The sequence below is a fragment of the Halomonas koreensis genome, assembly GCF_031451675.1.
In the GTDB taxonomy this organism is placed as follows: domain Bacteria; phylum Pseudomonadota; class Gammaproteobacteria; order Pseudomonadales; family Halomonadaceae; genus Halomonas; species Halomonas koreensis.
On sequence record NZ_JARWAK010000003.1, the window covers coordinates 291,379 to 315,159 of the forward strand.

Sequence of the window (23,781 nt, forward strand, 5' to 3'; positions counted from 1 at the left end):
GCCGCGAGAGGACGCGACCATGCCGACCCGCATCCTGATCCTGCAGGGCCATCCCGATGGCCGGACCGACCACCTCTGCCATGCCCTGGCCGCGCACTATCGGCGGGGCGCCGAGGACGCCGGCCACAGGGTGGAGGTCCTCGATATCGCCTCCCTGGACGTGCCGCTGCTGCGCAGCCAGCGCGACTGGCAGGAGGGGGCGCCTCCCGAAGCCCTGGCCCGGGCGCAGCGGGCCATCGCCGCCTGCGATCACCTGGTGCTGGTGTTCCCGCTGTGGCTCGGCGACATGCCGGCGCTGGTCAAGGCCTTCCTCGAGCAGGTGCTGCGCCCGGGCTTCGCCTTCGCGTACGTCGAGGGCAATCCCCTGGGGCGCAAGGGCCTCGCGGGGCGCTCGGCCCGGGTGATCGTCACCATGGGCATGCCGGCGGCCGTCTACCGCCACCTCTACCGGGCTCACAGCGTCAAGTCGCTGGAGCGTAACATCCTCGGCTTCGTGGGCTTCGCGCCGGTGCGCGAGACCCTGATCGGCTCGGTGGAAGGCCTCGACGGGGCCGCCCGGGACAGGTGGTTCGCGCGCCTGGCGCGGCTCGGCGCCGCCGCCCGATGACGCCGCCTTCCTCGCTATCGGAACCCCGGGGCGACGGGTATCATCGCCCCTCGAGCGTTCACCGAGGGAGGCCCCATGCCGATTCTGCACAGCATCATTCATCGCCTCGACAAGCCCGACGGCGAGACGCCGGCACGCCTGGTCCCGTCGCGGGAGGCCCTGCCCCCGTCCGGGGCCCTGGACGACCTTCTGGCCGGCCTCAACGATGCCTACCATGGCAAGACCAAGACCTGGGGACGCTTCGGCGAGGACGCGGACGCCGCCTTCCCCGAGGCCCTGGCCCGCTACCTGGACGACGCCCTCGATTTCGCCACCCTGACCCGGGAGCTCGCCGAGCGGCTTGTCCCGCTGGTCGATGACCACCTGCCCCTGGGCGGGCACCTGCTGATGGTCGACCATCGCCAGGGGGAGGCGCGCTACCTGATCCTGGCGCTGCTGCATCACCGCCAGGGCTTCGGCATCGGCGACGACCTCAGCGTGGTGCCGAGCCGCCAGCTCAACCTGGCCCAGATGCCGCTGGCCGCCCGGCTCGACATCGGCCAGTGGCAGGGCGGCAGCCCCTCCCACCCCTACCTGTCCTGGACCCGGGATCGCGGCGGCAAGAAGCTCGCCGAGGCCTTCGCCGAGGTGCTCGGCGCCCGGGAGCAGGTGGATGCCCCCCAGGAGACGCGCACCCTGCTCAAGGCGTTCAGCGACTACGTGGAAGCGGAGGACCTGCCCGAGGAGGCCAGCCGCGAGAAGACCGAGACGCTGATCGACTACGCCAGCGACCAGGCCAGCCGCGGCGAGCCGATCACCCTGGAGGAGCTCTCCGAGCTGGTCGACGAGCAGCAGCCCAGGGCCTTCTACGAGCACATTCGCAACAGCGACTACGGCCTGGCCCCGGAGATCCCCCCGGACAAGCGCACCCTCAACCAGTTCAAGCGCTTCACCGGACGCGCCGGAGGCGTCTCCATCAGCTTCGACTCCCACCTGCTGGGCGCCGCGGTGGAATACGACGCGGACCAGGATCGGCTGATCATCAAGAAGGTGCCCAGGGCGCTGCGCGACCAGCTCACCGGCGGTCGGGACTGATCGGGCCGGACGCCCCGAGGGAGCGCCACGATGCCGTGCGTCATCCGCTCCCCGCCGGGTCGGCGATCTCGTAAAATGCTCGTCTCATACCCCGGTAACAGGTTTTCCCTCTCGCCATGCGCCGGCCGCGAGGCTAGCTTGTTCAGGTAGCAGGGAGGGCAGAGCCGTGACAGCGACGCGACACGCCTTGACCCCTTGGGGCGGCGAATTCAGGGACGCAGGACTCGAGGCGGGGTTCCGCGACGCCATCCGCGACGATGCCGCGGATCTGCTGCGCACGGCGATGCTGGTGGCGGCCGCGCTCTTCGTGCTGCTGGGCATCGCCGACCTCGCCCTGCTGGGCGCGACGCCGTCCTTCATGATGCTGCTGGGGCTGCGCCTGCTGGTGGCCGCGGCCTGCCTGCTCACCTGGTGGACGATCCGCCGCCGGCCCGGGTGCGTCTTCGCCTTCTCGCCCCTGAATCCGGTGATCTGGCTGGGCTGCACGGTCATCATCCTGATGGTCCCGCTGCGGCCCGACACCAGCGGCCTGCATGCCCCGGCCGCGGCGGTCACGGTGATGGCCCTCTACCTCTTCGTGCCCAACCGCATCCCCTGGATGATCGCCGCCAACCTCTATCTCACCCTCGGCTTCCTGGCCGCCCTCGCTCTCTGGGCCCGGGTGCCGGGCAGCGTGATCCTGTCCCAGCTAGTGATCCTGGGCTTCGTCAACCTGGTGGGCCTGCTGACCGCCCGACGCCTGGCGCGCCTGCAGCGCCAGCAGTATGCCTCGCTGCTCGACGAGCGCGCCTTCAATCGCCAGCTCCAGGCCGAGATTCGCGAACGCCGACGCCTCGAGCAGCGGCTGCGCCACCTGGCCGGCACCGATGAACTGACCGGCCTGGACAACCGGCGGCGCTTCTTCGAGCGGGCCGACCGGGCCCTGCGGCGCTCGCGACGCAGCGGCGGGCCCCTGACCCTGTGCATGATCGACCTGGATCACTTCAAGCGGCTCAACGACCGCCACGGCCACGACGCCGGCGACAGCATCCTGGCCCTGGTCGCCCAGCGCTGTCGGGACCATCTCCGCGAGATCGACATCATCGGCCGCTTCGGCGGTGAGGAGTTCGTGCTCGCCCTGCCCGACACCGACCTCGACCAGGCCCGCGAGATCGCCGAACGCCTGCGCGGGTGCATCGCGGGGCTGCCCCACCCGGCCCGCCGGGACGGCGAGCGCCTGACCGCCACCCTGGGCCTCGCCCGGGTCCGCCCGGGCGAGGAGACCCTGGCCCCGGCCCTCAAGCGAGCCGATACCGCCCTCTACCGGGGCAAGGCCGACGGCCGCAACCGGGTGACCATCGACGCCGAGGCAACCGCGGCCGACTCGGAGGCCCCGGCGGCGCCGCGCGACGACGCCGGCCCGGCCATCCCCCAGGCCCCCGGGCCGGCGGAAGCGCTGCCCGCCGGCGGGCCGCTAGGCGATCCGCCCTGACCGCCTCTGGACCACGGGCCACCGCCCCGCCGGGGCCCGCCTCGGCTCAGCCGCGCTCGGTCAGCGCCAGGCGCGTGCCCAGGCCGACGAACAGCGCCCCCAGCCCCCGCTCCATCCAGCCGCCCAGGCGGCCATGGCCGCGCAGCCTCCCCGCCAGGCGAGCGCCGGCCAGCACCATGGGCGGCTCGATCACGGCGGCCACGGCGATGATCAGCAGGCCGTGCACCGCCAGCTGCAGGCTCGCCGGACCGGCCCCGGGCACCACGAACTGCGGCAGGAAGGCGAGGAAGAAGACCGCCACCTTGGGGTTGAGCAACGAGATCAGCACGCCCTGGCGGAAGAGCGAACGCGCCCGCGGATCGGGCGCCGGCGGCGCCGCCGGGTCGGCCTCCCGGCGCGCCAGCAGCGTCCGCAGCCCCAGCCAGACCAGGTAGGCGGCCCCGAGCCACTTGACCACCGAGAAGGCCAGCGCCGAGGTGGCCAGGATCGCCGAGAGCCCCAGCGCCGCCATCGCCACGTGCAGCCCGGTGCCGCTCCATGCGCCGAGCATGGCGGCGATCCCGGCGCGCCGGCCGTGCCGGGCGGCCTGGCCGAGGATGAAGGCCATGTCGGGCCCCGGCGAGAGGTTCAGCAGCAGCGCCGCCGAGAGGAAGGCCATCCAGTGGGCCGGGGCATAGTCCAGCATCGACGCGTCTCCTTGGGGGATCGAAGGATCGACGCTAGCCAGCCTCGGCCGCCATGTCCAGGCCGCCGTCCCGAGGGACACGGCATAAAAAAGGCCTCTTCGCACCTTGGCGTGAATACCATTGTGGGGGCACTCGGTTCGGCGCTTCAGAGCCCCTCAAGGCCGGGCGGGCAACATAGAATCTCCCGCGAAGCGCCCTATCAGCGGGACAGAGCCATCGCGCAGGTCATCGTGGGAGCCCAATTCATTGGGCGAAAGGCGCCGATAGGCGCCCGGGGGAGATCCTACCGCGGTGCCTCTATCGCCGCCGCTGCGCGGCGGATCGCGATCTGAAGATCGCTCCCACGAAGAGCACACCCACCATGCCAGGCTGAACCGTGCAGCGACTTCACGCTGATTTGCGAAGAACCTAAAAAAGGCCTCCCCGAAGGGAGGCCAGTTGGAGCACGCCAGCTCACTCGTCGCGCCGATGCACCGGGCATCCGGGCGCCGACGTCCTGACATGAGCACAATACGCGCCAACTCAGAAAAACGGTCAATAAAACCAGACAGTTGAAGACGCGCACCTGTCTTGCGCCTGCCTCCGGCACCGGCGGCAGCGCGGACGCATGCACCCTCGACCGGCGTCGCCGGGGCGGGATGCACCGGCAGGGCGCGGGCCGACCACTTGATGGAAATCCTTTCCATGACGCATTCTGGAGCTTTTCCCCTCGGAGACCCTCCCATGACGCAACCCCGCCTCGGCTTCATCGGCATCGGCCTGATGGGCGATCCCATGACCCGTCGCCTGCTCGACGCCGGCTTCGACGTGACCGTCTGGAACCGTTCCCCCGACAAGGCCGCCGGGGTGACCGATGCCGGCGCCCGGCTGGCCGGCACCCTCGCCGAACTGGTCGACGGCGTGGACATCATCCTGCTGTGCCTGGCCAACACCGCGGTGGTCGAATCGGTGGTGTTCGGCGACGACGGCGTGGCCGCCCGGGCCCGGGCCGGCCAGCGCCTGGTGGACTTCTCGAGCAGCGACCCCGAGGCGACCCGAGCCTTCGCCGCCCGGCTCGAGGCCGAGTGCGGCGTGCCCTGGGTGGATGCCCCGGTCTCCGGCGGCGTGGCCGGGGCCGAGGCCGGCAGCCTGGCCATCATGTGCGGCGGCGAAGCGGCCGACGTCGAGGCACTGGCGCCGATCTTCGCCCCGCTGGCCGCCCGGGTGACCCGCATGGGGCCGGTGGGCAGCGGCCAGGTCACCAAGGTCTGCAACCAGATGATCGTCGGCTGCCAGGCGGCGGTGCTCGCCGAGACGGTGGCCCTGGCCGAGGCCAGCGGCGTCGATGCCACCCGCCTCACCGAGGCCCTCGGCGGCGGCTTCGCCGACTCCAAGCCGTTCCGCATCCTCGCGCCGCGCATGGCGGCGAGCGACTTCGCCGCCCCGCCCTGGCACCTGCGCACCCTGCTCAAGGACCTGGACATGGCCGTGGCCCAGAGCGGCCGGGCGACCAGCGCCACGCCGATGAGCGCCCTGGCCGCGCAGCTGATGCGCGGGCATGCCGCCCGGGGACACGCCGATCGGGATCCGGCGACCCTGATCGAGGCCTATCGCGCCCGGGACACCGACTGATTCCGGCCGCGCGGGGACGTTTGTCCGATCGGCCGCCCTTACGTACACTCGTTTGAATTTCGACGACGATCGACGAGGGGTTTCATGGCGTTCGACAGCACCTCCACCTACGTGGCCACCGAGGGCCTCAAGCAGGCGGTCAATGCCGCCGTCACCCTGCAGCGCCCGCTGCTGGTCAAGGGCGAGCCGGGCACCGGCAAGACCCGGCTGGCCGAGGAGCTAGCCGCGTCCCTGGACACCCGGCTGATCACCTGGCACGTCAAGTCCACCACCAAGGCCGCCCAGGGGCTCTACGAGTACGATGCGGTGAGCCGGCTGCGCGACTCCCAGCTCGGCATCGAGGGCGTCGAGGACGTGGCCAACTACATCCGCCCCGGCAAGCTGTGGGAGGCCTTCACGGCGGACGAGCGAGTGGTGCTGCTGATCGACGAGATCGACAAGGCCGATATCGAGTTCCCCAACGACCTGCTCCAGGAACTCGACCGCATGGAGTTCCATGTCTACGAGACCGACGAGACGATCCGTGCCCGCCATCGCCCGGTGGTGGTGATCACCTCCAACAACGAGAAGGAGCTGCCCGACGCCTTCCTGCGCCGCTGCTTCTTCCACTACATCGACTTCCCGGACCGCGAGACCCTGCAGGCCATCGTCGACGTGCACTTCCCCGACATCGCCCCGCGGCTGGTCGCCGAGGCCCTGGAGGTGTTCTTCGAGCTGCGCGAGGCCCCGGGCCTCAAGAAGAAGCCCTCCACCTCGGAGCTGGTGGACTGGCTGAAGCTGCTGATGGCCGACGACCTGGCCCGGGAGGCGCTCCATGATCGCGACCCGGCACAGGCGATTCCGCCGCTGGCCGGGGCCCTGGTCAAGAACGAGCAGGATACCCAGCTGCTGGAGCGGCTGGCCTTCATGCTGCGTCGCAAGAGTCGCTGAGCCATGTTCATCGGCCTGTTCGAGACCCTCAAGCGCGCCGGGGTGCCGGTATCGCTGCGCGAGCTGCTCGACCTGCACGCCGTGGTCGAGCAAGGCGTGGTGGTCGCCGACCCCGAGGCCTTCTACCGGGTCGCGCGCACCGTGCTGGTCAAGGATGAACGCCACTTCGACCGCTTCGACCGGGCCTTCGCCGCCTGGTTCGAGGGCATCGAGAGCCTCGACGCCGCCATCGAGGCGCTGATTCCCGACGATTGGCTGCGCCGGGAGTTCGAGAAGCAGCTGTCCGAGGAGGAGAAGGCACGGATCGACTCCCTGGGCGGCCTCGAGCAGCTGATCGAGACCTTCAAGCGACGCCTGGAGGAGCAGACCGAGCGCCACGCCGGCGGCAACAAGTGGATCGGCACCGGCGGCACCAGCCCCTTCGGCGCCCATGGCTACCACCCCGAGGGCATCCGCATCGGCCAGGACGGCTCGCGCCATCGCCGGGCGGCCAAGGTCTGGGACGAGCGCCGCTTCCGCGACTACGACGACGACCGCCAGCTGGGCACGCGCAACCTCAAGATGGCCCTGCGCCGGCTGCGGCGCTTCGCCCGGGAGGGTGCCGCCGAGGAGTTCGACGTCGACGCCACCATCCGCGCCACCGCCCGCAACGCCGGGCTGCTCGAGGTGCGGCGGCGGCCGGAGCGCCACAACGCGGTCAAGGTGCTGCTGCTGCTCGACGTGGGCGGCTCCATGGACGACCACATCCGCACCTGCGAGGCGCTGTTCTCCGCCGCCCGGGCCGAGTTCAAGCACCTCGAGTACTACTACTTCCACAACTGCCCCTACGAGGGCCTGTGGCGGGACAACGCCCGGCGCCACGCCGAGCGCATCCCCACCCTGGATGTCCTGCGCACCTACGGCGACGACTACCGGGTGGTGATCGTCGGCGACGCCGCCATGTCGCCCTACGAGGTGACCCACCCCGGGGGCAGCGTCGAGCACTTCAACGACGAGCCCGGCGCGGCCTGGCTGTCGCGCCTGGCGGAGGCCTTTCCCCGCCTGGCCTGGCTCAACCCCATGCCGCAACGGGCCTGGGAGTTCACGCCCTCCACCCGGCTGATCCGCGAGCTGATCGACGACCGCATGTACCCGCTGACCCCGGCCGGGCTGGAGGCGGCGATGCGCGAACTGGCCCGGCAGGGCTGACGGCCCCGGGCCTCAGCCCCCGCCCCCGAGGTAGTGGATGACGTCGTGGAAGCGCAGCGGCGCCGCGCCGAGGTTGCGCATCCGGTGGTGGCAGTCGGCCCGGAAGCGCAGGCCCTCGCCCGGCGCCAGGCGCCGCTCCTCGGCGGCGTGGTCGCCCTCCCCCGCCAGGGTCAGGCCGAGCTCGCCCTCCAGCACCACGATATGCTCCACCACGCCGGGAGCATGGGGCGCCGAGGCGCTCTCCGCCCGCGGCGCCAGCTCGATCTCGAACATCTCGAAGCCCAGCACCGGGTCGTAGGGGAACAGCACCCGGGCCTGCATGCCCGCGGCGTCTCGCCCCCAGCGGGTCGCGCCGGCCGTCATCGGGCCGGCGCCGCCGCCGGGCGGGGCGAACAGCGACGAGAAGGAGACCCCGAAGCCGCTGGCGAGCTTCCACAGCGTCGCCACCGTGGGGCTCGACTCGCCCCGCTCGACCTGGCCCAGCATCGCCTTGCTGACGCCGGTCGCGGCCGCCGTGCGATCCAGGCTCCAGCCCCGCGCCTGGCGCAGGTCCCGCAGCCGTCCGGCCAGGTGCCGTGCTATGTCCTGCATGGTCGCTCCATTGTGCGTTATAACGCACGATGCTAGGGTGCCCGCCATTGTACGTGATAACGCACAGCGTGGGAGACGCGAATGCACCAGCACATGCCGAGTCTGGGACGGGCCCAGCCGCGCCGCTCGCCATGGCGCGACCTGAGCCTGTCCACCCTGGTGGCCGGCCTGGTGGCAGTGCTGATCGGCTACGGCAGCTCGGCGGTGATCATCTTCCAGGCCGCCGAGGCCGCCGGCGCCACCCGGGCCCAGACCGGCTCCTGGATGTGGGCCCTGGGCATCGGCGCGGGCCTGACCTCGCTGAGCCTGTCCTGGCGCTATCGCGTGCCGGTGCTCACCGCCTGGTCGACGCCGGGCGCCGCGCTGCTGGCCACCAGCCTGCCCGGCATTCCCATGGACGAGGCCATCGGCGCCTTCCTGTTCTCCTCGGCGCTGATCACCCTGTGCGGGATCACCGGCCTGTTCGAGGCCCTGGTCCGGCGCATTCCCGCCGCGCTGTCGGCGGCGCTGCTGGCCGGGGTGCTGCTGCGCTTCGGCCTGGAGACCTTCGCCGCCGTGGAGCGGGACTGGCGCCTGCCGCTGGCCATGCTGCTCGCCTATGGCCTGGGCCGGCGCCTGGCGCCGCGCTATGCCATCGTGCTGGTGCTGCTCACGGGGGTCGGCTTGGCCGCCGCCCTGGGGCAGCTTGACCTGGCCGGGATCGGCCTGACGCCGACTTGGCCGGTGTTCACCGCCCCCAGCTTCGCGCCGGCGACGCTGGTCGGGGTGGGCCTGCCGCTGTTCGTGGTGACCATGACCACCCAGAACCTGCCCGGCACCGCGGTCCTCCAGGCCGCCGGCTACCGGCCGCCGAGCTCACCGCTGATCGGCTGGACCGGCGCCGCCTCCCTGGCGCTGGCACCCTTCGGCGGCTTCGCCCTCAACCTGGCGGCGATCAGCGCCGCGGTATGCCTGGGGCGCGAGGCCCACGAGGATCCGGCACGCCGCTATACCGCCGGCATGACAGCAGGCATCGGCTACCTGCTGCTCGGCGTGTTCGGCACCACGGTCACGGCGCTGTTCGCGGCCTTCCCCGCGGCGCTGATCACGGCCCTGGCCGGTCTGGCGCTGCTGGGTACCATCGGCAACGGCCTGGCCGGCGCCATGGCCGACGCGCGACAGCGCGACGCCGCGGTGGTGACCTTCCTGTGCACCGCCTCGGGCGTCTCCCTGCTGGGCATCGGTGCCGCCTTCTGGGGCCTGGTGGCGGGCCTGGCCATGCTGGGGTTGACCATCCGCCGCGCCTCCGGCGCCTGAGGGTCGCCCCCGGCGAGGCGAGGGTCGCGGGGACGATGGGCGATGCCGGAGCGACCTGCTAGGGTGCCGGCGACCAGCCACCAGCCAAGAGCGACGATCATGGCGGCCATCATCCCGACCACTTGCCAGGGGCGCGATATCGCCCCCCACCTGGAGGCCCTGGCGCGGCTGCGCATCCGGGTCTTCCGCGACTATCCTTACCTCTACGACGGCGACCCGGCCTACGAGGCCGACTACCTGGACCGCTACGCCCGCAATCCACGCAGCCTCTTCGTGCTGGCCTTCGACGGCGACACCCTGGTGGGCGCGGCCACCGGCCAGCCGCTGGCCGACGAGGTGGACGAGTTCCGCGGCCCCTTCGAGGCCGCCGGCTACCGCCCCGAGGCGGTCTTCTACTACGGCGAGTCGGTGCTGCTGCCGGAGTACCGCGGCCGGGGCATCGGCAAGGCCTTCATGGAGGCGAGGGAGACACACGCCGCGAGTGAAGGGTTCGAGTTCGCGGCTTTCTGCGCCGTGGAGCGCCCCGACGACCATCCCCGCAAGCCGGCCGACTACCGGCCGCTGCACGGCTTCTGGAACGCCCGGGGCTACCGGCGCACGCCGTCGCTTGTCACCGCCTTCGCCTGGAAGGACCTGGACGAGGCCGAGGAGACCGCCAAGCCGATGGTCTTCTGGCTCAAGGCGCTGCGCCCATGACCAGGGGGAGTGAACGCCCGGTGACCGTGGCGACCGCCCAGTACCCCATCGAGGCCTTCGCCGACCTCGCCGGCTTCGCGGCCAAGGCGGCACGCTGGGTCCGGGAGGCGACGAGCCGCGGCGCCGAGCTGCTGGTCTTCCCCGAGTATGGGGCCATGGAACTGGCCTCGCTGCTGCCCGAGGCCGAGCGCGGCGACCTCCAGGCTCAGCTCCACGGTCTGCAGCCTCTGCGAGAGGCCTACCTGGAGACCTGGCGCGAGCTGGCGGTCCGCCATGGCACGACGATCCTCGCCCCCTCCCTGCCCTGGCGCCTGGACGACGGCCGCTTCGTCAACCGGGCCTGGCTGTGCACCCCCGACGGCCGGGTGGGCCACCAGGACAAGCAGGTGATGACCCGCTTCGAGAACGACGACTGGGGCGTGGCCGAGGGCGACGGCCTCAAGGTCTTCGACACCCCCGCCGGGCGGCTGGGAGTGCTGATCTGCTACGACAGCGAGTTCCCCCTGCTGGCGCGAGCCCTGGTCGAGGCCGGCGCCGAGCTGCTGCTGGTGCCGAGCTGCACCGACACCGAGGCCGGCTACCAGCGGGTGCGCCTCAGTGCCCAGGCCCGGGCCATCGAGCAGCAGGTGGCGGTGATCCACTCGCCCACGGTGGGCGAGGCGCCATGGTCGCCGGCGGTGGACATCAACATCGGCCGGGCCGGCGTCTTCACGCCCTGCGACCATGGCTTCCCGCCCGACGGGGTGCTGACCCTGGCCGCGGACGCCACCCCCGGCTGGCAGCTGGCGCGCCTGGACCCGGCGCGGATCCGCGCCCTGCGCGAGCACGGCCAGGTCAACAACCACGCCGACTGGACGCTGCAACACCGCCGCCTGGCGCCGGGCATCGCGACGCACCCTTTGGGGTAAGCCCTGCGGCCCCGGACTATCGCAGACAGCGGATCGATCGGGGCTGATCCGGCGACAAGCCCCGGGGTGCCGGACCATCGAGGAGGCGCTGTGAACCCTTCCATGGGCGCTACCGACGCCCTGCGGCGCTCTCGCATCCTGCTCCGCTTGCAGGACCGGTGCTGGCCATCCCTGGCCAGCCCGTTCGGAGCAGTGCTCCTCACCCATGGCGTAGGACCTCCTCTTCGGCTTGTCCCCGGCGCCCCTCGTCAGATCCAACTGCGATAGCGCTGCCCGGCCCCCGCGGGCTTTTGCCGCCACTCACGCTTGGCCGTACAATGCCCGCATGATCCCGCCATCCGGCGCCCGCTCGACGGGCCCCAGGCGGCCCACCGTTTCCCCAGGAATCTTGCTCGAGGACACCCCGGACCCATGCGCGCCACGCAACTCTTGATCTCCACCCTCAAGGAAACTCCCGCCGACGCCGAGGTGGTCAGCCACCAGCTGATGCTGCGCGCCGGCATGATCCGACGCCTGACCTCGGGGCTCTATACCTGGCTGCCGCTGGGCCTGCGGACCCTGCGCAAGGTGGAGCGCATCGTCCGCGAGGAGATGGATCGCGCCGGCGCCCAGGAGGTGCTGATGCCCGCCGTGCAGCCCGCCGAGCTGTGGCAGGAATCCGGCCGCTGGGAGCAGTACGGCCCCGAGCTGCTGCGCCTCAAGGATCGCCACGAGCGCGACTACTGCGTCGGGCCGACCCACGAGGAGGTGATCACCGACCTGGTGCGCAAGGAAATCGCCAGCTACAAGCAGCTGCCGTCGAACTTCTACCAGATCCAGACCAAGTTCCGCGACGAGATCCGTCCGCGCTTTGGGGTGATGCGCTCCCGCGAGTTCATCATGAAGGACGCCTACTCCTTCCACATCGACGAGGCCTCGCTCAAGGACACCTACCAGGCCATGTACGATGCCTACATGCGCATCTTCACGCGCCTGGGCCTGGACTTCCGCCCGGTGATCGCCGACAACGGCGCCATCGGCGGCACCGGCTCCCACGAGTTCCACGTGCTGGCCGACTCCGGCGAGGACGACATCGTCTTCTCCACAGAGTCCGACTATGCCGCCAACATCGAGAAGGCCGAGGCGCTGCCTCCCCAGGGCGAGCGCGCCGCCCCCGCCGAGGCGCTGCGCCTGGTCGATACCCCGGACGCCAAGACCATCGCCGCCCTGGTGGAACGGCACGGCCTGCCCATCGAGAAGACCCTCAAGACCCTGATGGTGCACGGCGCCGAGGGCGGGCTGATCGCCCTGCTGGTGCGCGGCGACCACGAGCTCAACGAGGTCAAGGCCGAGAACTTGCCCGAGGTGGCCACCCCCCTGACCATGGCCAGCGAGGAAGAGATCCGTGCCGCCGTGGGCGCGGGCCCCGGCTCGCTGGGCCCGGTGAACCTCGAGATGCCGATCGTCGTCGACCGCAGCGTGGCGCTGATGAGCGACTTCGGCGCCGGCGCCAACGTCGACGGCAAGCACTACTTCGGCATCAACTGGGAGCGCGACGTAGCGTTGCCCAAGGTGGCCGACCTGCGCAACGTGGTCGAGGGCGACCCCTCGCCGGACGGCCGCGGCACCCTGGCGATCAAGCGCGGCATCGAGGTGGGCCACGTCTTCCAGCTGGGCCGCAAGTACAGCGAGGCGATGAACGCCACCGTGCTGGACGCCAACGGCAAGGCGGCGCATCCCTGGATGGGCTGCTATGGTATCGGCGTGACCCGGGTGGTCGCCGCCGCCATCGAGCAGAACCATGACGACGGCGGGATCATCTGGCCCGACGCCATCGCCCCCTTCCAGGTGACGGTGGTGCCGATGAACGCCCACAAGTCGCAGCGGGTGCGCGAGGAAAGCGAGCGCCTCTACCAGGAACTCACCGCCGCCGGCCTCGACGTGCTGCTCGACGACCGAGACCTGCGCCCGGGCGTGCGCTTCGCCGACCAGGAGCTGATGGGCATCCCCCACCGCCTGGTGGTCGGCGACCGCGGCCTGGACAAGGGCGAACTGGAGTACAAGGGACGCCGTGACAGCGACGCCACCATGGTCCCGGCCGGGGACATCCTCGCCTTCCTGCGCGAGCGCATCGACGCCTGACCGCCGCCGGGCCCTGGCCCGGCTGCTGGCCGTCGTCGCCCTCGCCGGGCCGCCGGCGCTGGGCGCCGACGGCGACTTCCTCGACGCCCTGGCGATCCCCCCGGACGACGGCGCGCCGCCCGTGGTCCGGGTGCTGCCCGCGACCCTGCGCCCCACCCTCGAGGGCCTTCGCCAGGCGCCCCGCCCGCCCGCCGAGATCTGGGCGGCGCGCCAGTGGGTGTCCGCCATGTCCCCCCGCCTGGCCCGCTACGTGCCGCAGGCCGAGCGCCGCCAGCGGCTGCTGGCGCGCATCCACCAGGAGGCGCGCATCGCCGGCCTGGCCCCGGAGCTGGTGCTGGCGGTGATCCAGGTGGAAAGCGCCTTCCGCGCCGAGGCCGTGTCCTCCGCCGGGGCCGTGGGGCTGATGCAGATCATGCCGTTCTGGATCCGCGAACTCGGCCTGCCGGCCGACGACCTCAAGGATCCCTGGCGCAACCTGCGCTACGGCTGCACCATCCTCGCCCACTACCTGGCGGTGGAGGGCGGCGACCTGACCCGGGCCCTGGCCCGCTACAACGGCAGCCTGGGCAAGACCTGGTACCCCGAGCGGGTGATGCGTGCGCTGTCGCGGCGCTGGCAGCCGCCCGTGGCGCCGGCGGAACGGGCCACCGCCGGACGCTGACGCCCGGCGGGATCCGGCCCCGGACCGGCCAGGCAAAAAAATGGCCGATCCGGATGGATCGGCCTAGTGGGGGGAAACTCCCCCCTCCCCTGACGACTGGAAGGAGCGGCTGGCTCAGTGCTTCTTCTTGCGATGGTGGTCGCGAACGACGAACGCGATCCAGCCCCCCATGAAAGCGATCATCATCCCGACGGTGGCCAGTCCGAAGATTACGGCGTCATCCCAGTACATGGTGTGGTCCTCCCGTCTCGATGTGTTGAGTGCACTCTAGCCCCTTGCGGCGGGAGAAATGCTGACCTGCATCAAGTTCGCCACCGCCACCGGGCGGCGGGCCCTCGCGGCTTGATCCAGGTCAGTTTCGCGGGGTATCGGACGGGGCGGGAGGGGGCGAGCGCCGCCCCGGAGGCAGGGCGGCGATACGGCGGCGGCCGCGGCGGGCGGGGCCCCGGGCCGGCGCCCGACGGCGAGGCTCAGACCATCTTCTTGTCCTCGACATCCCCGGCGGCGGTCCCGGGGGGCAGCGGATGCCCCTTGGCGAGCTCGGCGCGGGTGGCGTCGCGGACCTCGAGCACCTCGACCCGGTAGCGCAGGGTCCGGCCGGCCAGGGGATGGTTGGTGTCGATCAGCACGCCGTCGTCGCGAACCTCGACCACGGTGACGATCTCGGGGCCGTCGTCGCCCGGGGTCTGGAAGCGCATGCCCGGCGACAGCTCGGGCACCGGGAAGGCGTCGCGGCCGACCTCGCGCACCAGGGCCTCGTCGCGCAGCCCGTAGGCCTCGGCGGGCATCAGGGTGACGCTGAGCTCGGCGCCGGCCTCGCGGCCGACCAGGGCCCGCTCCAGGCCGGCCAGGATATTGTCGTGGCCGTGGAGATACTCGAGCGGCGCCTGGCGGGCGCGGGAGTCGTCGAGGACCTGGCCGTCCTCGTCGCTGAGCACGTAGTGCAGGGTCACGACCCGCTGGGGGGCTATGGTCATGGGACCTCCGGTAATGGGGAGAGGAAGATCAGTCGCGGCGGCGCAGCTGGGCGACCGGCATCTCGAGGCGCTGCTGCTGGTGCAGCATGTTGAGCAGCACGATGGCGCGTTCCTCGCCCTTGTGGTTGGCGAAGACCGCCTGCAGGTCCTTGAAGGGCCCGTCGGTGATCTCCACCGCCTCGCCGGCGCGGAAGTAGACGTTGGCGTCGTCGTCGGCCGCCGGGCCACCGTGGCGCCGCAGGGTGTCCACCAGGGCGTCGCTGACCGGCACCGGCAGGTCGACGCCGAAGGTCACCAGGCGCAGCACCCCGCGGGTGGAACGGATCGGCCGCCAGTTGCTGGCCAGCCGGTCGAGGCGGATGAACAAGTAATGGGGGAAGAGCGGCTCGCTCACCCAGGTCAGCCGGCCGCGACGCTTCTTCTGGACCTGCAGCACCGGGTGGAAGACCTCGAAGCCCTGGTTGCCCAGGTGCTCGGCGGCGCGGAAGGATTCCCCGCCCTTGCACTGGATGACGTACCAGCGGGGGATGGCCGGATCGTCGCCGTCCGGGCGGATGTCGTCGTCACTCATGTCGTCGTCGATCGCGTCTGGCTGGTGTCGGCGCCGGGGCTCTGCAACAATCGGCGGCGCGCGCCGCCCGTGTCGCCGCTCCCGGTCGAGGCCGCCATCTTATCACCGATGGCCCGGCGCGTGGTCCGACCGCCCCCGCAAGGAGAGCTTCGCCATGCCGACCCCTTCCGCGCACCGCAGCTGGCGCGACGCCCTGGCGATCTACCTGCGCGCCCCGGTGCTGACCATGCTGTTCCTGGGCTTCTCGGCGGGCCTGCCCTTCCTGCTGGTGTTCTCCACCCTCTCGGCCTGGCTGCGCAGCGACGGCGTCGAGGTGGCGGCGATCGGCTTCTTCGCCTGGATCGGCATCCTCTATTCGATCAAGTTCTTCTGGGCGCCGGTGGTGGATCGCCTGGCGCTGCCCGGCCTGACCCGCGCCTTCGGCCAGCGGCGCGGCTGGATGCTGCTGGCCCAGGGGATGGTCGCCGGCGGCCTGGTGGGGCTGGCCAGCCTGGAGCCGGCGACCCAGCTGCCGCTGGTCGCCGCCTTCGCCCTGCTGGTGGCCTTCGGCTCGGCGACCCAGGACATCGCCATCGACGCCTTCCGCATCGAGTCGGCGCCGGAGGACCTGCAGGCGGCCATGGCCTCCACCTACATCATCGGCTACCGGGGCGGGCTGATCGCCGCCGGGGCGGGCGCCCTCTACGTGGCCTCGCTGGTGTCGTGGCACGCCGCCTACCTGGCCATGGCCGCCCTGGTGGGCATCGGCGTGGTGACGGTGCTGCTGCGCCCGGAACCCGCCCGGCCGGCGCTGACCACCCAGTTGATCCACGAGCCGCGGGTGCGCGCCTTCCTGCGCGCCAGCCGCGGCCGACCGGCCTGGCAACGGCGGCTGGGCGCCTGGGCGATCGGCGCGGTGGTCTGCCCCTTCACCGACTTCTTCGCCCGCCACGGGCTCAAGGCGCTGTGGCTGCTGGCGTTCGTCGCGGTGTTCCGGATCAGCGACCTGGCCATGGCCTCCATGGCCAACCCGCTGTACATCGACCTGGGCTTCAGCCTGGCCGCCATCGCCAACGTCACCAACGTCTTCGGCATCGCCATGAGCATCGCCGGGGGGCTGCTGGGGGGACTGCTGGTGGCGCGCTACGGGGTGGGGCCCATGCTGGTTCTGGGGGCCGCGGCCACGGCCCTGACCAACCTGCTGTTCGTGGGCCTGGCCCTGGTCGGCGACCACCTGCCGATGCTGGTGGTGACCATCGTCGGCGACAACCTGTCCAACGGCCTGGCCAGCGCGGTCTTTATCGCCTTCCTGTCGGGCCTGACCTCGCGGGCCTATACCGCCACCCAGTATGCGCTGTTCTCGTCGCTGATGACCCTGCCGGGCAAGTTCCTCAGCGGCTTCGGCGGCCTGATGGTGGAGGCCCAGGGCTACCCGGGCTTCTTCCTGCTGGCCTCGGCCCTGGGCCTGCCGGCCATCGCCCTGGCCGTGTGGGTCAGCCGCGACCGCCGCCTGGTGCCGGCGCCGACCACCGCCTGAGGCTCACTCCGCCTGGGCGGCGAGCCACTCCAGGGCCCCCGGGGTGGCGCGCCACTGGTCACGCATCAGGGTGCGGTACTGCCAGGCCTCGGCCCGGGAGCCGGGAGCCGCGGCGCCGTCCTGACCCGGCGCGGCGGGCCGGGGGTTGTCGGCGCACAGCAGGACCGGGGCATGGGGGTTGTGCCGGCGCGCCCTGCCCAGGGCCTCGGCGGCCTCCTCGACGCGTTCCAGCCGGTACAGCGCCAGGGCCCGCCCCATCCACAGGCCCAGCACCGCCTGGTCCTCGGCCGGCGCGGCCAGGGCCGCCTCGCTCAGCGCCAGCGCCTCGCGGTCGCGGCCCTCGCGCAGCAGCTGGTCGAGGACCAGCTCGCGCAACCCCAGGCTATCCTGGTCGTCGAGCTCGAGCAGCTGCTCGGCCAGGTGTCGCGAACGCTGCCGGGCGCCCCGCTCCATGCCCACCACCAGCGCCAGGCCGGTGCGCAGCAGCACGGCGTTGTCGGCGACCTCCCAGGTCAGCGACGCGCGGCCGGCCTGGCGGGCCTGCTCCAGCCAGCGCTCCAGGCGGCCGGCCAGGGGCTCGAAGAGGCTCGGCGCCATCCACGGCAGGCTGCCGAAGCGGCTGGTCAGCGCCAGCGCCAGGGACTGCATCACCGCCGGGGCATCCAGCCACTCGGGATGGGCGCACAGGGCCGGCAGCCACTCCCCGGCCGCCGGCCAGGGATCGGCATCGAAGCCCAGCGGCGCCTCGTGTTCGACCTCGGCGGGGAAGACCGCGCGGAAGCCGGCATAGAGGGTTTCCTCCCTGGCGCTGCGATGGTAGGCCAGCTCGCCGTCGGCCTCGCGCAGGTCCAGGGTGGGGGCCGTGGGCAGCGAGGCCAGCAGCGACTGCAGGGCGACCAGCGGCTCGGCGAGGTCCTCCTCGGCGTTGAGCAGCTGCTCGGCCAGGGTGGCGCCGGGGTTGTCGGCCAGGTCGGCCAGGAACTGCAGCTGGTCGGCGTCCAGGTCGCCCTGGCGGGACAGCCGCCGGAACCAGAAGCGGGAGCGCTCGCGGGCCTCCTCCTCGTGCCCCTCGTGGAGCAGCAGCATGGCCTCGATATAGGCCAGGGTCGGCGAGTCGGGCAGGGCCTGCTGGGCGCGCACGAAGGCCGCCCGGGCGCTGTCCAGATCGTCGTTGTCCAGGTGCAGCAGGCACAGCCGCTCCAGGGCCACGCCGCGCAGGAACAGCGGGCCGCGGTCGAGGACGGCGTCGAGCAGGGCCTCGCGCTTGCGGTGGAAGCCGCGCTCCTGATAGAGGTCGACGAGGATTTCGAAGGCCGGCTCGGCCTGCTCGGGCAGTCGGGACCAGTCGGCGGTCTCGAACAGCGATTCCAGAATCTGCTGAGCCCGGCCGCGCTGGCCCGACTCGGCGGCGATCAGGCCGGCCTCGAGCAGGGCCTGGGCGGGAGCCCGGCCGCAGGCCAGGGCCGCCTTGAGGGTGTCGCCCTTCCATTCCCGCAGCGACAGCATCCACATCAGGTGCCCGGGCACATGCCCGGGCAGGGTGACGGCGCCGCAGCAGTGCTTGGTCTTGCGCCCGGAATCGCACCAGCAGGGCTCGTTGCGCCCCGGCCGGGCCAGCGGCTCGCAGGCGAAGTCGAGCCGTTCCAGCGGCGTCTGGGACCAGAGCTCCGGGGCCAGGGCCTGCGCCAGCGCCGCATCGCCCACCAGGGCGGGGCCTTCCTCCCGCGCCCAGGCCATCAGGGTCGGATAGCGCTCGTCCTGTCGAATCGCCTTCAGGGCCCCCGAGGCGAACCCCAGCAGCTGTTCCACCCATACCGCCAGCATTGCCGTCTCCACTGCCGAAAAATCGTACAGTCTACCAGCCCGCCGCCGGCCTGGGCAGCCGCGTCAGGCGCCGACCCGGGCCAGCAGGGGCCGGACGCGGGCGTGCATGTCGAGCCGCGCGCCGAGCCGCACCAGGTTCCAGTAGTGGCCGTTGAGGGTCCGCGACAGCAGCAGGGTATCCGCCGGCGGCTGCAGGCGATCCATGGCCGCCCACACCCGGGGGCTCAGGTCGCGCAGCCGGCGATGCACCCGCACGTCGCCGAAGTCCTGGGGGCCGGGCGCGAACAGCGGGGCCACCGCCTCGGCGGACTCGCGATACAGGGCCAGCGGCGCGCCCTCTCCCTGGCGGCCGCCGAGCTCGCGCAGCGCGGCGTCCATGGCCATGGCGTCGGCATCCAGGGTGGCGCGCAGCAGGCGCATCATCGCCGCCAGCCGCTCCCGGGGCACCGGGATCACCGCTCCCAGGTCGTAGATCACCAGGCGGCCGGCCTCGTCGGCGGCGAAGTTGCCGGCATGGGGATCGGCATGCAGCTCGCCGTGGGTGAACAGCTCCTCGGTGAGCCAGTCGGCGAGGGTGGTGGCGAGGCGCTGGCGGACCGCGTCCTCGGCGCCCTCCAGCTCACGCAGCGGGGTGCCGGCCACGTAGCGCATGGCCAGGATCCGCGCCCCGCACAGCGCCGGCAGGGGCTCGGGGATCACCAGGTCGTCGAGATGGGCGTAGCGTGCCCGGTAGCGGGCCAGCGACTCGGCCTCGGCGCGGTAGTCGAGCTCGCCGCGCAGGCTCGCCGCCAGCTCCTCGAACAGGGCATCCAGGCGCGCCTGGGGCACGCGCAGCCAGCGCCCCAGGCGCATCAGCCGGCGCAGCTGCACCAGGTCGTCCTCCAGCACCCGGTCGAGCCCGGGATACTGCACCTTGAGCACCACCGTCTCGCCGTCGCGGGTCACCGCCCGGTGCACCTGCCCCATGGAGGCGCTGGCGAAGGGCGTGGTCTCGACGCGCTCGAAGACGCGTTCGAGATCGCCGTACTCGGCATCCAGGGTCCGCCGGATGCCCTCCCAGGGCATGGGCGTCGCCTGGCGCTGCAGCCGCGAGAGCTCCTCGGCGAGCTCCGGCGGCAGCAGATCGTCCCACTGGGCCATGATCTGAGCGAGCTTCATGGCCGGACCCTTGAGCTCGGAGAGCCCCTCGAACAGCGCCTCGCCCAGGGCCCGCCAGTCGCTCTGTCCGCCCAGCCGCGTCCGCAGCAGGGCGCTCCCGGTGCGGGTGCCCAGTCCCAGCAGCCGCCGTGTCCTGCCGCGTTCGCGCATGGCTCGCTCCTCCCGACATAGCGATACAATAATTGTACAACACATTTTAGATGTTACACCTGGTCAGGCCGGGCGAATACTGTAAGAATTCCCATGCCTTCATCGCTCGACGAGGCTGCCTTGCGCCTGATCATCGCCGAAAAGCCCAGCCTGGCGCGCGCCATCGCCGAGGCCCTGCCCGCCCCCGCCCGCCGCGAGGACGGCGCCCTGGTCGCCGGCGACAGCGTGGTGACCTGGTGCCTGGGCCACCTGCTGGAGCAGGCCCCCCCGGATGCCTACGACCCGGCCCACAAGGCCTGGCGGCTGGATACCCTGCCGATCCTGCCCTCGCCCTGGCGGCTGGCCCCCCGCCCCAAGGCCCGCGCCCAGCTGGCCGTGATCCGCCGCCTGCTGAAGCGAGCCGACACGGTGGTGCATGCCGGCGACCCGGACCGCGAGGGCCAGCTGCTGGTGCAGGAGGTGATCGAGCACCTGGGCTGGCGAGGCCCGGTGGCCCGGCTGCTGGTCAGCGACCTCAACGCCCCGGCGGTCAGGCGCGCCCTCTCGCGGCTCGAGGACAACGCCCGCTACGCGCCGCTCTACCGGGCCGCCCAGGCCCGCGCCCGGGCCGACTGGCTGTACGGCATCAACCTGACCCGCGCCTGGACCCTGGTCGGCCGCCAGGCGGGCCACGGCGGCGTGCTCTCGGTGGGCCGGGTCCAGACCCCGGTGCTGGGGCTGGTGGTGCGCCGGGACGCCGAGATCCGCGACTTCGAGCCGCGCCCCTTCTTCGTGCTCTGGGCCGACCTGGCCGTGGCCGGGGGCCAGCTGCGCGCCTGGTGGGCCCCCGGCGAGGGACACCGCCTCGACGACCAGGGCCGGCTGCTCGAACGCGCCCCGGCCGAGGCCCTGGCCGCCAGGCTGCCCGGCGCCGAGGGCCGCCTGACCGGGCTGGAGAGCCGCGACCGGCGCCAGGCCGCCCCCCTGCCCTATTCGCTGTCGGCGCTCCAGGTGGACGCCGCCCGCCGCCACGGGCTCTCGGCCCAGGCGGTGCTGGACACCTGCCAGCGGCTCTACGAGCGCCACCAGCTGATCACCTACCCGCGCTCCGACTGCCGCTACCTGCCGGAGGAGCACCTGGCCGGAGCCCGCCGCACCCTCGAAGGCGCCTGCGGCGGCGACGCCACCCTGCGCGGCTGGCTCGCCGGCGCCGACTTCGGCAAGCGCTCCAAGGCCTGGAACGACAACAAGGTCGGCGCCCACCACGCCCTGGCTCCCACCGGCAAGACCGCCGACACCAGCCGGCTGTCGCGCCAGGAGGCCGATATCTTCCGGCTGATCGTGCGCAACGTGCTGGCCCAGTTCTACCCCGCCCTGTCGACCCGGGAGGTGAAGGCCGAGTTCAGCATCGCCGGCGAGGCCTTCCGCGCCCGGGGCCAGGAAGTCCTCGAGGCCGGCTGGAAGCCATTGTTCACCACCCGCGACGAGGCGCCGCCGCTGCCGCCGCTGACCGAGGGCGAGGCCTGCCGGGTGGCGGACGCCGGGGTCGAGGATCGCGAGACCCGGCCGCCGGAGCCGTTCACCGACGCCAGCCTGATCAAGGCGATGATGAACATCGCCCGCTACGTGGACGACCCGGCGATCCGCCGCACCCTGCGCGACTCCGACGGCCTGGGCACCGAGGCCACCCGGGCCGGCATCCTCGAGACCCTGGTGACCCGCGGCTACCTGGCGCGCCAGGGCAAGGCCCTGCGCGCCACCCGCCTGGGGGACGCGCTGATCGCCTCGCTGCCGGAGGCCGTGGGCCGCCCCGAGCGCACCGCCCAATGGGAGCAGCGGCTATCGGCCATCGCCGAGGACGCCGACGCTCCCGACGCCTTCCTCGACGCCCTGGTCGGCGACCTGAGGACGCTGCTCGGCCAGGCCGACGCCGGACGCATGCGCCGAGCCCTGGCCGAGGCCCGGGGCGTCGAGGCCGGCGGCGATTCGGCCCGAAAGGCGGGCAAGGCCAAGCGCAGGCCTGGCGGCGGGCGTCGCGGCGGCGCCGGCCAGGCCGCCGGCAAGCGTCGCCAGCGGAGCCGCTCGTGAGCCTGTCGCTGATCCTCGGCCCCGGCGCCCTGGGCCGGCTGCTGGCCCTGCGCCTGGCCGCCGCCCGGCCGGTGGCCCTGATCGGGCGCCGGCCGCTGCCCGGCCGCCAGACCCTGACCACGCCGGAGGGCGAGCGCCGCCAGGCGACGCTGCGCTGCTGGACGCCGACCTCCCTGCCGGCCGCCACCGCCCGGGAGGCGACGACCCTGCACCTGACCACCAAGGCCTATGCCGCCGAGGCCGCCCTGGCGGCCGTCGCCGATCGGCTACGCCCCGACACCCCGCTGGTGCTCTGGCAGAACGGCTACGCGACGCAGCCCCGCCTCACCGAGCGCTGGCCGGGCCCGGTGCTCTGCGCGACCACCACCGAGGGCGCCTACCTCGACGGCGACCACGGCGTCGTCCATGCCGGCCACGGCCGGACCCTGATCGGCGACCTGGATGGGCGGCACGGCTCCCTCGCCGAACGGCTGGCCGACCGACTGACGGCCGCGGGCCTGCCGGCCACGCCGGTCGCCGACATCCGCGTGCGACTGTGGCACAAGCTGGCGGTCAACGCCGCCATCAACCCGCTGGTGGCGCGCTTCGGGATCCGCAACGGCCAGTTGCGCGACCGCCCCTTCCGGCCCATGGTCGAGGACATCGTCGCCGAGGTCGCGGCGGTGATGGCCGCGGAGGGGATCCCGCCCCCCGAGGACGGCTGGGCGGCGCTGGTCTGGTCGGTGGTGTCGGCCACCGCCAACAACCGCGCCTCGATGCTCCAGGACGTGCGCGCCGGCCGCCCCACCGAGCACGACGCCATCCTCGGCCCGCTGATCGCGGCCGGCCGACGCCACGGCCTGGCCACGCCGGCGCTGGCGGCCCTCTACCGCCGGCTGGAAAGCGCGCCCTGAGCCGACGCGCGGCCCCCTGCGATCTGGCATCTTGCGGTGTCGCCTGCTAGCCTCAGGTCGATAACGACACCGGACGGGATGACCGCTCCAAGGCCTGGCCCACCATGACCCAGTTCCCCGGATGGCGCCCCCTGCTGGCCGCCGCCGCCCTGCTCACCGCCCTGCCCGCCCTCGCGGACGCCGAGGCGCCCGCCTTCACCGGCGAGGCCACCGACATCGCACGACTCGACAACGGCCTGCGGCTGCTGGGCGACGAGGTGGCGTCCCCCGACGGCATGACCTCCGGCTTCCGCCTCACCGCCGGCTTCTCGCCCCGCGGCCTGCCGAGCTTCGATCTCGGCGCGGAGGTGCGCTATCGCGAGAGCGACGACGTGCCGGTCGCCGGCGACACCCGGGACACCCTGCTGGACACCACCAGCCTGGGCGGCAGCCTGCTGGCCGGGGTGCGGCTGGGGCGGCTCGGGCTCTACGCCAAGTCCGGACTCGCCGGCTGGCAGGGCCAGGCGCCCCACGCTCGGGAGGCGGGGATTCCCGAGGGCGGCACCACCCGCATCAACGGCTTCGGCGCCCGGCTGAGCTTCGACCGCTGGATCAGCCGCCTGGAGTTCGAGGAGGTCGACGACCCCGCCCTGTCGCACCTCAACCTGATCACCGCCTCGGTGCATCTGCCCTTCTAGGCGCGAGGCGCGAGGCGCGAGGCGCGAGGCGCGAGGCGCGAGGCGCGAGGCGCGAGGCGCGAGGCGCGAGGCGCGAGGCGCGAGGCGCGAGGCGCGAGGCGCGAGGCG

General features: G+C 72.6%; 22 protein-coding genes. 15 read left to right on the forward strand and 7 right to left on the reverse strand.

Features of this window, described 5'->3' with window-relative positions:
- Positions 1-19: 19 nt before the first annotated feature.
- From QC818_RS05755 to QC818_RS05765, 3 genes are all read left to right on the forward strand, one after another.
- The gene (locus QC818_RS05755; RefSeq protein WP_309651887.1) at positions 20-607 is read left to right on the forward strand and encodes an NAD(P)H-dependent oxidoreductase; all 588 of its coding nucleotides are present in this window, start codon (positions 20-22) and stop codon (positions 605-607) included.
- Positions 608-682: 75 nt separating this feature from the next.
- Positions 683-1,681: a nucleoid-associated protein gene (locus tag QC818_RS05760; RefSeq protein WP_309651888.1), complete on the forward strand. Its 999-nt coding sequence runs from the start codon at positions 683-685 to the stop codon at positions 1,679-1,681.
- Positions 1,682-1,847: 166 nt separating this feature from the next.
- Entirely contained in the window at positions 1,848-3,152 is a 1,305-nt protein-coding gene (locus QC818_RS05765) for a GGDEF domain-containing protein (RefSeq protein WP_309651889.1), read from the forward strand.
- Between the two features lie 46 nt (positions 3,153-3,198).
- On the opposite strand, the gene QC818_RS05770 is transcribed toward QC818_RS05765, so the two are convergent.
- The gene (locus QC818_RS05770) at positions 3,199-3,837 is read right to left on the reverse strand and encodes a LysE family translocator (protein WP_309651890.1); all 639 of its coding nucleotides are present in this window, start codon (positions 3,835-3,837) and stop codon (positions 3,199-3,201) included.
- Positions 3,838-4,561: 724 nt separating this feature from the next.
- Here QC818_RS05770 and QC818_RS05775 point away from each other — a divergent pair.
- From QC818_RS05775 to QC818_RS05785, 3 genes are all read left to right on the forward strand, one after another.
- The gene (locus tag QC818_RS05775) at positions 4,562-5,449 is read left to right on the forward strand and encodes an NAD(P)-dependent oxidoreductase (protein WP_309651891.1); all 888 of its coding nucleotides are present in this window, start codon (positions 4,562-4,564) and stop codon (positions 5,447-5,449) included.
- A gap of 84 nt (positions 5,450-5,533) precedes the next feature.
- Complete coding sequence (locus QC818_RS05780; protein WP_309651892.1) at positions 5,534-6,379, forward strand: AAA family ATPase; 846 nt, start codon at positions 5,534-5,536, stop codon at positions 6,377-6,379.
- Between the two features lie 3 nt (positions 6,380-6,382).
- Complete coding sequence (locus QC818_RS05785) at positions 6,383-7,567, forward strand: vWA domain-containing protein (protein ID WP_309651893.1); 1,185 nt, start codon at positions 6,383-6,385, stop codon at positions 7,565-7,567.
- A gap of 12 nt (positions 7,568-7,579) precedes the next feature.
- Here the strand turns inward: QC818_RS05785 and QC818_RS05790 are convergent, their stop codons facing one another.
- The gene (locus tag QC818_RS05790; RefSeq protein ID WP_309651894.1) at positions 7,580-8,158 is read right to left on the reverse strand and encodes a helix-turn-helix domain-containing protein; all 579 of its coding nucleotides are present in this window, start codon (positions 8,156-8,158) and stop codon (positions 7,580-7,582) included.
- 81 nt (positions 8,159-8,239) lie between these two features.
- On the opposite strand from QC818_RS05790, the gene QC818_RS05795 reads away from it, so the two are divergent.
- From QC818_RS05795 to QC818_RS05815, 5 genes are all read left to right on the forward strand, one after another.
- Positions 8,240-9,454, forward strand: coding sequence for a benzoate/H(+) symporter BenE family transporter (locus tag QC818_RS05795; protein WP_309651895.1), 1,215 nt, complete (start codon positions 8,240-8,242; stop codon positions 9,452-9,454).
- A 99-nt stretch (positions 9,455-9,553) separates the two neighbouring features.
- On the forward strand, positions 9,554-10,150 hold the full coding sequence (locus QC818_RS05800) for a GNAT family N-acetyltransferase (RefSeq protein ID WP_309651896.1): 597 nt from the start codon (positions 9,554-9,556) through the stop codon (positions 10,148-10,150).
- Entirely contained in the window at positions 10,147-11,058 is a 912-nt protein-coding gene (locus QC818_RS05805) for a carbon-nitrogen hydrolase family protein (protein WP_309651897.1), read from the forward strand. Before QC818_RS05800 ends, QC818_RS05805 begins: the two co-directional genes overlap by 4 nt.
- A gap of 411 nt (positions 11,059-11,469) precedes the next feature.
- Entirely contained in the window at positions 11,470-13,179 is a 1,710-nt protein-coding gene (locus QC818_RS05810) for a proline--tRNA ligase (RefSeq protein ID WP_309651898.1), read from the forward strand.
- Positions 13,109-13,840, forward strand: coding sequence for a lytic transglycosylase domain-containing protein (locus QC818_RS05815; protein WP_309651899.1), 732 nt, complete (start codon positions 13,109-13,111; stop codon positions 13,838-13,840). Before QC818_RS05810 ends, QC818_RS05815 begins: the two co-directional genes overlap by 71 nt.
- 114 nt (positions 13,841-13,954) lie before the next feature.
- Here QC818_RS05815 and ccoM read toward each other — a convergent pair whose 3' ends face one another.
- The 3 genes from ccoM to rfaH form a co-directional block, all read right to left on the reverse strand.
- Positions 13,955-14,071, reverse strand: a complete 117-nt coding sequence (ccoM, locus tag QC818_RS05820; RefSeq protein WP_309651900.1) for a cytochrome c oxidase subunit CcoM — start codon at positions 14,069-14,071, stop codon at positions 13,955-13,957.
- A 239-nt stretch (positions 14,072-14,310) separates the two neighbouring features.
- Positions 14,311-14,817, reverse strand: a complete 507-nt coding sequence (locus QC818_RS05825; protein ID WP_309651901.1) for an FKBP-type peptidyl-prolyl cis-trans isomerase — start codon at positions 14,815-14,817, stop codon at positions 14,311-14,313.
- 28 nt (positions 14,818-14,845) lie between these two features.
- A complete protein-coding gene (rfaH, locus tag QC818_RS05830) occupies positions 14,846-15,388 on the reverse strand; it encodes a transcription/translation regulatory transformer protein RfaH (RefSeq protein ID WP_309651902.1) in 543 nt (180 codons plus the stop codon).
- Positions 15,389-15,542: 154 nt separating this feature from the next.
- Between rfaH and QC818_RS05835 the strand changes: the two genes are divergently transcribed.
- Positions 15,543-16,904, forward strand: a complete 1,362-nt coding sequence (locus QC818_RS05835) for an AmpG family muropeptide MFS transporter (RefSeq protein WP_309651903.1) — start codon at positions 15,543-15,545, stop codon at positions 16,902-16,904.
- A gap of 3 nt (positions 16,905-16,907) precedes the next feature.
- Here the strand turns inward: QC818_RS05835 and QC818_RS05840 are convergent, their stop codons facing one another.
- Positions 16,908-18,728 (reverse strand): SEC-C domain-containing protein, encoded by a 1,821-nt coding sequence (locus QC818_RS05840; RefSeq protein ID WP_309651904.1) that lies wholly within the window; start codon positions 18,726-18,728, stop codon positions 16,908-16,910.
- A gap of 63 nt (positions 18,729-18,791) precedes the next feature.
- Positions 18,792-20,036, reverse strand: a complete 1,245-nt coding sequence (locus tag QC818_RS05845) for an ABC1 kinase family protein (RefSeq protein WP_309651905.1) — start codon at positions 20,034-20,036, stop codon at positions 18,792-18,794.
- A 120-nt stretch (positions 20,037-20,156) separates the two neighbouring features.
- Between QC818_RS05845 and QC818_RS05850 the strand changes: the two genes are divergently transcribed.
- From QC818_RS05850 to QC818_RS05860, 3 genes are all read left to right on the forward strand, one after another.
- Positions 20,157-22,103 carry a DNA topoisomerase III gene (locus tag QC818_RS05850; RefSeq protein ID WP_309651912.1) on the forward strand — a complete coding sequence of 649 codons (1,947 nt, stop codon included), beginning with the start codon at positions 20,157-20,159 and terminating at the stop codon, positions 22,101-22,103.
- The gene (locus QC818_RS05855) at positions 22,100-22,996 is read left to right on the forward strand and encodes a ketopantoate reductase family protein (protein WP_309651906.1); all 897 of its coding nucleotides are present in this window, start codon (positions 22,100-22,102) and stop codon (positions 22,994-22,996) included. Before QC818_RS05850 ends, QC818_RS05855 begins: the two co-directional genes overlap by 4 nt.
- Positions 22,997-23,100: 104 nt before the next feature.
- Positions 23,101-23,673 (forward strand): hypothetical protein, encoded by a 573-nt coding sequence (locus tag QC818_RS05860; RefSeq protein WP_309651907.1) that lies wholly within the window; start codon positions 23,101-23,103, stop codon positions 23,671-23,673.
- The last annotated feature ends 108 nt before the right edge of the window (positions 23,674-23,781 follow it).